The following is a 6,773-nucleotide window of genomic DNA, read 5'->3' on the forward strand; positions in this document are numbered from 1 at the left end:
CGACAGAGGCTGAGCCGCCATCGGTCGATGCCCCGCATCGTTGAGAAAGCGGGCTCAGCGATCGATCCGACCTTAGCAGCGTGAGATCGATGGCGATGCCACAGCTTGTTACCCGTCAGGCGGCATTACACGAACCACCGAACATCCCTGGCGGTGCCTCAGATGATCTTTGTATAAAGGCGTGCATGGCACCGCCGACAGTGGCGCCGTACTGACAGAGCGGCTATCCTTTCCTTCAGGCCGATCAATCGCAGTCATCTCAGAGGACGACCCCTGCATGTCCGGCACCCTCAAGGTTCGAGTCGATCCCAACAAATGCCAAGGGAACGCACGATGCAAGTCGCTGGCGCCCGAACTGTTCGAACTCGACGAATGGGGCTACGCCCACGAGATCGGCGACGGTACCGTCCCGGCCGGACTTGAGGACAAGGCGTGGCTCGCGCAGGCCAATTGCCCGGAAATCGCGATCACGATCGACGAAGAATGAAATCGAATTTTAGCAATTTTTGAGTCCCCGCCGGTCAGGCGTACAGACGGCGGCGATTGTCCGGAGGAATTCGATGTCCAGCCCTGCTCCCGTTACCGACTGGGTTCACGATTTTGACCATACCGATCCGACCTGGACTGAAAACCCATACCCGATCTGGGACGAACTGCGCACAAAATGTCCCGTCGCCCACACCAACCGTTTTCTCGGCGTCTACCTGCCGACCACCTACGAGGCGGTGAAGGAAATTTGCTACGACACCGATCACTTCTCGTCGCGCCGCGTAGTGGTGCGCAGCGTTCGGCCTGAGCCGCCGCCGCCCGCGCCGCCCATCACATCGGACCCGCCCGAGCATAAGCGCGCCAAGCAGATCCTGCTGCCGCTATTCATGCCCGACGAGGTGAAGAAGCTGGAGCCGCGCGTTCGCGCGATCTGCAACGATCTGATCGACGGCTTCATCAATGACAAGAGCTGCGACGCCGCGGCGCGCTACACGAAATATATTCCAATTCGTGCCGTCACCAATATGTTCGGCATCCCGGAAACGGACGGCGACCTCTTCATCAAATGGATTCACGAGATCCTGGAACTCGGCCTTCACGATGACACCGTGGTGATGAAGGCCGTCCAGGAAATGGTGGCTTATTTCACTGTCCACATCGAAGCACGAAAGAAGCATCCAACCGACGACCTGATCTCGACGTTGATGAATGCACGGACCGAGGACGGACAGCCGCTGACGGATATGCACGTGCAGGGAGCGCTGCGATTGCTGCTCGTCGCCAGCATCGACACCACGTGGAGCGCGATCGGCTCCTCGCTCTGGCATCTCGCGAAAACGCCGGCGGACCGCGCGCGCCTGATCGCGGAGCCGGAGCTTCTTCCGACCGCGATCGAGGAATTTCTGCGCGCCTTTTCCCCTGCATCCTCGGGACGCGAGGTGATGAAGGAAACCACCGTCAGCGGCTGTCCGATGAAGCCCGGCAATATGGTGCTGCTGGCGTTCCCGGCAGCCAACCGCGATCCGACGATATTCCCCGACGCCGACAAGGTCATCATTGACCGCAAGGAAAACCGCCACATCGCTTTCGGCGTCGGCATTCACCGCTGCGTCGGCGCCCACCTCGCCCGCATGGAGATGTTTATCGCGATCGAGGAATGGCTGAAGCGCATTCCGGATTTCCGCCTTGATCCATCGCGCCCGACGACATGGTCGGAGGGCAGCTTGCGCGGCCCGCGCCAACTGCCGCTGTTGCTCGGCAAGGAATGAGTTCAGGGGCCGCGCGGCATCTTGCGCCGCGGCCTGCATGAGTTCGGGGAGGCCAGCGTGCCGAACGAGCGTTTCCAGTTTTTGGGGTCGGACGGTTTCAAGCTTGCAGCCGCGCTGGATCTGCCCGACGGCGAACCGGTCGCCTACGCGCTGTTCGCGCATTGCTTCACCTGCGGCAAGGACGTGCTCGCGGCAAGGCGCATCGCTGCCGGGCTGACGGCGCGTGGAATGGCGGTCCTCCGATTCGACTTCACGGGTCTTGGCGCCAGCGAAGGAGAATTCGCCAACAGCACGTTTTCCTCCAATGTCGCGGATATCGTTCTGGCAGCCGATCACCTGCGCGACACCCGCAAGGCGCCGGCTATCCTGATCGGCCACAGCCTCGGCGGCGCGGCAATCCTCGCAGCAGCGGCCCGGATTCCCGAAGCGAAAGCGGTGGCGACGATCGCAGCGCCCTCCGATCCGGCCCATGTCACGCACCTGTTCGCGGATCGTGTCGCGGACATCCGCGCGCAGGGCACGGTCGAGGTCTCCCTCGCCGGCCGCCCGTTCCATATCAAACGGGAATTCCTCGACGATATCGCCGAGCACAACCTGATGGGACAGGTCGCGGAGTTGCGGAAGGCGCTCTTGATCCTGCATTCGCCGACCGACGACACCGTCGGGATCGACAACGCCACCCGCATTTTCGTCGCCGCTAAACATCCGAAGAGCTTCATATCGCTTTCGGGGGCCGACCATCTGTTGAACCGGAAAAGCGACGCCGATTACGTCGCCGACGTGATCGCCGCCTGGGCGCAACGCTATCTCGAAACGGCACCGAGCAACCAGACGGAGGATTCGGATTCGCGCCGCGTCGTCGTTCGAGAAACCCGCCGCGGAAAATTCCAGCAGACCGTGACCGTCGGTCCGCACCGATTGATCGCCGACGAACCAAGCACCGCCGGAGGCGACGATACCGGACCTGGTCCCTATGATTACCTGCTCGCAGCCCTCGGCGCCTGCACGTCGATGACGTTGCGATTGTATGCGGACCGCAAGGCGCTGCCGCTTGACCGCGTCGCGGTGACGCTGCGGCACAACAGAATACATGCCGAGGACTGCGCCGAGTGCGAAACCAAAACCGGCATGGTCGACCAGATCGAACGCGAGATCGCTATGGAAGGAGCGCTTGATCCGGAGCAGCGCGGGAGGCTGATGGACATCGCCGACAAGTGTCCGGTTCACCGGACGTTGACCTCCGAAATCCGCATCGTAACCCGCGCGTCGGAAGCGGACGGCCGTTAGAGCCTGATTCCGAAGGTGGAAACGGCTTTGCGGACAAGGTCATGCTCAATCATCTAGCGGGCCGGCGAAGTCGAATCCCGCGAAGGCGCGGGCCCAGCAACGCGAAGCGGTCCGCGCAAACCGATTGCAGCGCCCGCGACGATTCCGGTGATTGCCACAAACGAGGCCAGCGCCAGCGTCGAAACACCGGTCAGGCCCTGGCCGATCGAGCATCCGTAGGCCATCGCTCCGCCTGAGCCCATGAACGCCGCACCGGTGACCGAACGCAGCATGTGACTCGGAGAAGTGTAGGCCTCGAGATGAAATCGGCGCGTCACCAGGGCGGTGACGAGGCTTCCGAGCACGACTCCCGGCACCAGCGCGACGCCGAAGTTCATCGTCAGCCCGGTCGACAGCATCACGTATTGCACGGTATCGGCGACCGGGGCCACGAACGTGATCGAGGTGACCGGAATCGGATTGAAATCGTCGGCGCCGAGAAAGCCGGTCGCATACCATCCGGCGGCAACGAGGAGACCGATGATGAGGCCGGCTGCGATCTGGCCTGCGGAACGTCGAAATGCCGCATGTGAAAATGCGAAAATCACCAGCACACCGCTGACGACTACCCCGGCCAGCATACGCGCGAAGGTTTCGCCAAGGCCGAGCGTTCCCGCCAGCGCCGGCAGTGAGATGAATTTCGGAGCGGATTGGCTCGCTTGCAGCACGGTGATGCGCGCGGGCGCGATCAGGCCCTTCAACGTCATCTGCGCCGCGATGCCGAGAACGATCACGACCACCAGCGAGCGAAGATTGCCGCGTCCCAGCAATACCAGCGCGCGCGATCCGCAGCCATTCGACAGCACCATGCCGTAACCGAAAATGATTCCGCCCACGAACATCAGCGGCGCCGAAAATGATGGCTGCAGATAGATCGATTTTCCCAGATCGACGAAGCCCTCACCGGCTAGCAGTTGCGTGGCGGCGACTGCGACACCAATCGCCAGCGCGTAGGTCCGGACCAGTCGTCCATCGCCCTGCCCCCAATATCCACGCAGGCTGCTCGTCAGGCAGAAACCGCTCAGCAGCCCAACCACGCCGAAGGTGAGACCGATCAGAAAGCCGGCATAAACGGTGACGTGGGGATCGGGCGACACGAAATGTCCTTCTCAGTCGGAGGTCGATAATGTGGGGTGCTTCGGCGACATCAAGCAGCTGGCGACCACGCAACGCGCGGGACGCCCGGCTTCGCCGGACGCTTTGCTATTTGCCTTTTGTTCCGGTTCCGAGACCCGACATACTGGCGAACATGTCCTGAAAGCGCTCCGCCATCTTCGGATCGAAGGTAAACCAGTTCTGCAAAATAGTTTCCGGCGAAAACTTGTCGATGTTCTCCGCCATTTTCTGCTGGAGCTTGTCCATCATGGCGGTTTGCATCGGCTGCACGTCCGGAAGCCCCATAAACTGACGGGCCTCGACCGGCGTACAGTCGATCTCGATATTCACTTTCATGGCGCGCTCCTGTATCGCCTCGATTTGCGCGAACAGTATCGCCGCGAGAACGCCTGTGGCGCAAGCAATCATGATGCCCGCGCGAGCCGCAAACAGGGGTTCAGCCAAAGCGACCCGGAGCAAAAGGTGTCGGGTCGGCCAGCGGCTCCTCGCCCGTCATCATTTCCGCCAGCAGGCGGCCCGTCACCGGACCCAGCGTCAGGCCATGATGCTGGTGCCCGAAGTCGAACCACAATCCGGCATGGCGGGCGGCCTTTCCGATCACGGGCAGCATATCGGGCATGCACGGACGTCTTCCCATCCACGGCGCCGCATCGATCGCCCCGCCCAGCGGAAACAGCTCGCGCGCGACGGGAAGCGTGCGCGCGATCTGCACGGGCGACGGCGGCGCATCGCGGCGGGCGAATTCGGCACCGGTCGTCAGGCGAATGCCGCGATTCATGGGCGCCAGCAGATAGCCGCGATCCGAATCGAGAACGGGATGATGGAGCACCGCATTGCCGCGCGGCGCCAGATGCAGGTGATAGCCGCGCTTGATGCCGAGTGGCATGTCATAACCAAGCGGCCGGAAGACATCATCCGACCATGGTCCGAGCGCGATCACCGCTTCCCGCCCGGCCAACGCTCCGTTCGGGCCATCGACGCGCCACGCCGCGTCACGCTGCGTCAAGGTCCGCGCGTCGGCCTCGATGAAACGGCCGCCGCGACGCACGAATAACGCCGCATAGGCTTTCGTCAGCGCTCCCGGATCCGGAACGAATCCCGGCGCAGGCCAGTGAATGGCGCCCGCGAATGTTCCCGACAGATTGGGCTCGCGTGCGGCGATTTCCTGAGCGTCAAGAACGTCGGCTTCGATCCCATACCGGCGAGCGCGTTGGAGATCGGCGATGCCTCTGTCGATTGTCGCATTCGATCGGAACAGCTTTATCCATCCCGTCCTGCGCAACAGCTGCGGCACGCCCGCGTCGGCAATCAGGGCCTCATGCTCGACAAGGCTGCGCCTGATCAGCGGCAACGCGGCCATCGCGCTACGGAACGCGCGCTCCGGTGAAGATGCAAGCGCGTAGCGAACCAGCCATGGCAAAAACGCCGGCAGATCGCGAAACCGATAATGCGCTTCCGCAGACCGGTTCAGCGCATAACGCAGAACCTGGCGCAGATCGTAGGGAAACACGTAAGGAAACACCGACGCGCATTCGATCAGACCGGCATTCCCGTAACTCGTCTCCTCGCCCGCACCCTCATGGCGGTCGACGAGAATGACATCCCGCCCCCGCTTCTGCAGATGCAGGGCGGCCGAAACGCCGACGATTCCCGCACCCAGGACCAGAACATCGGCTTTGACCGGCGCCACACGACTCTCCGAACCTAATATCGTACGGCCTCGCCGAACGCTGTCGTTGCTATTTAAGTATCGCCGTTCGGCGGCGCAAACCTGCTGGCGGGCGCATGGTTCGACGGAGAACCTGCCGAACTCGGCAACGTCGGGGAGAACGAAAGGCGGAGCGCGCGTGCGAGCGACGGCTTGCGGACCGAGCGCCGGGAGCTGCAATATAGCAATTCCGGTTCGATGCGCCCCGCCGCCGATATGCCGTCGCGGCCGCTATGTCGACCGCAACACCTTCGGGCCCGCGTCGAATTCCGCAATCTGCTTGTTGCGCTCCGACCCGATGCCGGCCAGGTGATCGGTTGCAATCGCCACGTAGACGGCCGGAAGCACGAACAGGGTGAACATCGTTCCGATCAACATGCCCGCCACGACGACGAGACCGATCGAGAACCGGCTCGCCGCTCCCGCGCCCGACGCCATGAGCAGCGGCAGCAGGCCGGTGACCATCGCAGCGGTCGTCATCAGGATCGGGCGCAGTCTGACCCGCGCCGCCATTTCGATCGCCGAACGTTTGTCGAGACGTTCATTAAGCTGCAGTTCGTTGGCGAATTCGACCATCAAAATGCCGTGCTTGCTGATGAGGCCGATCAGCGTCAGCAGGCCCACCTGGGTATAGATGTTGATGGTCGCAACCCCGAAAAACAGCGGGATCAGCGCGCCCGAAATCGCCATCGGCACGCTGATCATGATGACGAGCGGATCGCGCAGGCTTTCGAACTGCGCCGCCAGCACCAGGAAGATGATGATGAGAGCGAAGCCGAAAGCGATCGCGAGCTGATTACCTTCGGTCACGTACTGACGCGCATCGGCGAGATAATCGTGGCTGAAACCCTTCGGCAGCTTCTGTG

Annotated in this window: 7 protein-coding genes; 3 read left to right on the top strand and 4 right to left on the bottom strand. The window is 62.5% G+C overall.

The annotated features are described in order from the left end of the window. The first annotated feature begins 277 nt into the window (after nt 1–277). From BGN91_RS17360 to BGN91_RS17370, 3 genes are all read left to right on the top strand, one after another. Nucleotides 278–487 (top strand): ferredoxin, encoded by a 210-nt coding sequence (locus BGN91_RS17360; protein WP_292615282.1) that lies wholly within the window; start codon nt 278–280, stop codon nt 485–487. Nucleotides 488–560: 73 nt separating this feature from the next. Continuing rightward, on the top strand, nt 561–1,757 hold the full coding sequence (locus BGN91_RS17365; protein WP_292615284.1) for a cytochrome P450: 1,197 nt from the start codon (nt 561–563) through the stop codon (nt 1,755–1,757). 57 nt (nt 1,758–1,814) lie between these two features. Beyond that, nucleotides 1,815–3,044: a bifunctional alpha/beta hydrolase/OsmC family protein gene (locus tag BGN91_RS17370; protein ID WP_292615286.1), complete on the top strand. Its 1,230-nt coding sequence runs from the start codon at nt 1,815–1,817 to the stop codon at nt 3,042–3,044. A gap of 53 nt (nt 3,045–3,097) precedes the next feature. Here BGN91_RS17370 and BGN91_RS17375 read toward each other — a convergent pair whose 3' ends face one another. The 4 genes from BGN91_RS17375 to BGN91_RS17390 form a co-directional block, all read right to left on the bottom strand. Next, entirely contained in the window at nt 3,098–4,180 is a 1,083-nt protein-coding gene (locus tag BGN91_RS17375; RefSeq protein WP_292615287.1) for a YeeE/YedE family protein, read from the bottom strand. 106 nt (nt 4,181–4,286) lie between these two features. Next, nucleotides 4,287–4,535 carry a DUF6489 family protein gene (locus BGN91_RS17380; RefSeq protein WP_292615296.1) on the bottom strand — a complete coding sequence of 83 codons (249 nt, stop codon included), beginning with the start codon at nt 4,533–4,535 and terminating at the stop codon, nt 4,287–4,289. A gap of 100 nt (nt 4,536–4,635) precedes the next feature. Continuing rightward, a complete protein-coding gene (locus BGN91_RS17385) occupies nt 4,636–5,889 on the bottom strand; it encodes an FAD-dependent oxidoreductase (protein WP_292615289.1) in 1,254 nt (417 codons plus the stop codon). A 249-nt stretch (nt 5,890–6,138) separates the two neighbouring features. Then, a partial coding sequence (locus tag BGN91_RS17390; protein ID WP_292615290.1) for an efflux RND transporter permease subunit occupies nt 6,139–6,773 on the bottom strand: 635 nt, incomplete at its 5' end.

The sequence above is a fragment of the Nitrobacter sp. 62-13 genome (assembly GCF_001896955.1).
Taxonomy (GTDB): Bacteria; Pseudomonadota; Alphaproteobacteria; order Rhizobiales; family Xanthobacteraceae; genus Nitrobacter.